Genomic DNA, 2445 nt, shown 5'->3' with positions numbered 1-2445 from the left:
GCTGCGGGGGACCGGGGCTGGGCGGCTGCGGCCCGCTCGGCGCGTTGCCGCCGGACCAGGCGAGCTGGGTCTGGTCGTCGGACTGGTCCGGGCCGCCCCATCCGCCCGCCGGCGTCGGGCCGGACCCGGGCGCGCCGCCTGGCGTGCCGGCGGACTGCGGCCGGGAACCGCCCTGCTGGTTCCACGGCTCGCGGTTCCCGTCACCGCCCGGTGGCTGGTGAGGAGGGTTCTGGTCAGTCACGATCGTCCTCTCCGGCGCAACCAGGCCGCGTTCGGATTAAATCGACCATAGGGTACGCGCCACGCAAGGCTACATAAATCAACTTGCACATGAGACAATGCCCGACCCGACACGGATCCGCCAATCGCGGTCGTTCGGGAACCCGCCCGCGGCCTGCGTAGGTCCGGGCCCGCTCGCTAGGCTGTACCTTCAGCGTTCTTCCCCGTCGGCTCCGGAGTCCCGCGTGCCCTGCTGTCTGGCCGGTCGGACGAGCCGCCGCGGCCCGTCTCGTTCCTCCCGCTGCGCGCGGACCGACCGACGTGCCCCGACACGGATCCTGCCAGCGCCGACCACAGGCCGGACGGGCGGGCCGGCGATGCCGGCGGCAGGCGTCGTCCCGCCCGTGCGCGAGCCGACGGTCCGTGGGCGTTGGGCCGGGTCGCGGCGCGCGATGATCTGGGCTGTGCCCGCGCGGCTCGCGGACGGGCCCCGATGAGCCAGCCGTTGCCCGCCTCGGTGCGCCACCACGTCGTCGAGATCGCCGCGCTGACCCTGGCCGACCTGCCCGAGTCCGAGGTCCCGCCCTCGCTGGCCGCGGTGCGACGGTTCAAGCCGTCCCGGCGGGCCAGGCTCGGCGCCGTGCCGCTGGCCGCCGCCGTCGACGGCGAGGCGTTCCGCGGCCGGGTCGCCGCCTGGATCCGGCTGCACCACCCGGAGGTGGCCGAGGCGGTCGAGTCACCCGGCGGGCCGCCGCCCGCCGCGCCACCGGAGAAGATCGCCGCCATCGCCTACCTGCTCCGGGCGCCGGCCTGGCCGGACCTGCTCGCCGAGGCCGCCGCGTCGAGCGCGGAGGCCGCGGTCCGCAGCCGCGTCGATGAGGCCGAGGGAACCATTCGCCGGCTCACCGACCAGCTCACGGCCAACCAGCGCGGCGCCGCCGACGAACAGGAACAGCTGCGTACCCGGCTGAGCGCGACACGCGCCGAGGCGGACGACGCCCGACGCCGGCTGCGCACCTGCGCCGAGCGCATCCGGCGGGCGGAGGAGTCGGCCCGTGAGTCGGTCGCCGCGGCCGAGGCCGCACGGGACAGCGCGGTCGCGACCGGGCGGGAGGCCGAGTCGGAGGTGCGCCGGCTGCGGGCCCGGATCGCGGAGCTGGAGAAGACGCTGGCGGGCGCTCGCCGGGACAGCCGCGGTTCGCGCAGCGTCGACGACGCCCGGATGCGGGTGCTGCTCGATACCCTGATCGCCTCGGCCAACGGGGTGCGCCGGGAGCTGGACCTGCCCACGATGGTCAGCCGGCCGGCCGACCTGCTTGCCCGCGGCAGTGACGGCCCGACCAGCACCCCGCACGCGTTCGCCGGCGCCCTCGGGCGGCCCAACGACGATCCGACCCTCATCGACGAGGTCCTCGCCGTGCCCGGCGTGCACCTGATCATCGATGGGTACAACGTGACCAAGCGCGGCTTCGGCGGGCTCACCCTGCAGGCACAGCGGGAACGGCTGCTGTCCGGGGTCGGCGCGCTCGCCGGGCGCCATCCCGACAGCGAGGTCACGGTCGTGTTCGACGCGACCGCCGTGGTCGCCCGGCCGGTCGGCGTGACGATGCCGCGCGGGCTGCGGGTGCTGTTCAGCCGGGCGGGCCGGTTGGCGGACGAGGAGATCGTGCGGCTGGTGGGGATGGAGCCCGAGGGCCGTCCCGTGTTCGTCGTGACCTCCGACCGGGAGGTGGCGGACAACAGCGTGGCGAGGGGCGCCCGCGCCGTGCCGTCCGAAGCTCTGCTGGCGCGCCTGCACCGCTGACGCGGCTGGCCCCCGCGTTCGTCCGGTTCCCGCGGGGCTCGTGGCGCACCGGCGCGGGCCGGCGCACTGTGCGGTCGGGGGGTTCCGCCGTGCCGTCCGCGGAAACTGCCGGGGCGGTCCGCCGCGCCGGCCGCGGAAAATTGTCAGACCCGGGTCCTACCGTTCGGTGACGAAGGGAATTCGGTGCGCGGGCGTCGTTGCCGCCGCCGGTCGGATCTCGGGAAGGTGGGGCCGATGTTGATCGACTGCGATTCCTGCGTCGCCCGCGGCGTCCGGTGCGCCGGCTGTGTCGTCACCGTCATGTTCGCCGACGCCGCCCCGCGTCCCGCGGCGCGCGGCGCGGATCCCGGACCGGACCTTGAGTGAGACGTCGTCCAACGCATGGACGCGCGCGGCGCCGGAGCCGAAGAACCGGCTGACGC

Annotated in this window: 1 protein-coding gene and 2 pseudogenes; 2 read left to right on the top strand and 1 reads right to left on the bottom strand. The window is 75.6% G+C overall.

All coding sequences use genetic code 11. From position 1 onward, the window contains the following. Positions 1-221, top strand: a pseudogene (locus tag MXD58_RS29110) (hypothetical protein); the annotation flags it as partial. A 491-nt stretch (positions 222-712) separates the two neighbouring features. Continuing rightward, a complete protein-coding gene (locus MXD58_RS29105) occupies positions 713-2023 on the top strand; it encodes an NYN domain-containing protein (protein WP_248837226.1) in 1311 nt (436 codons plus the stop codon). A 156-nt stretch (positions 2024-2179) separates the two neighbouring features. On the opposite strand, the pseudogene MXD58_RS29100 reads toward MXD58_RS29105, so the two are convergent. Then, positions 2180-2445, bottom strand: a pseudogene (locus MXD58_RS29100) (hypothetical protein); the annotation flags it as partial.

The organism is Frankia sp. AgKG'84/4 (genome assembly GCF_023242965.2).
Taxonomy (GTDB): Bacteria; Actinomycetota; Actinomycetes; order Frankiales; family Frankiaceae; genus Frankia.
This window is presented reverse-complemented; position numbering and strand designations above follow the sequence as displayed.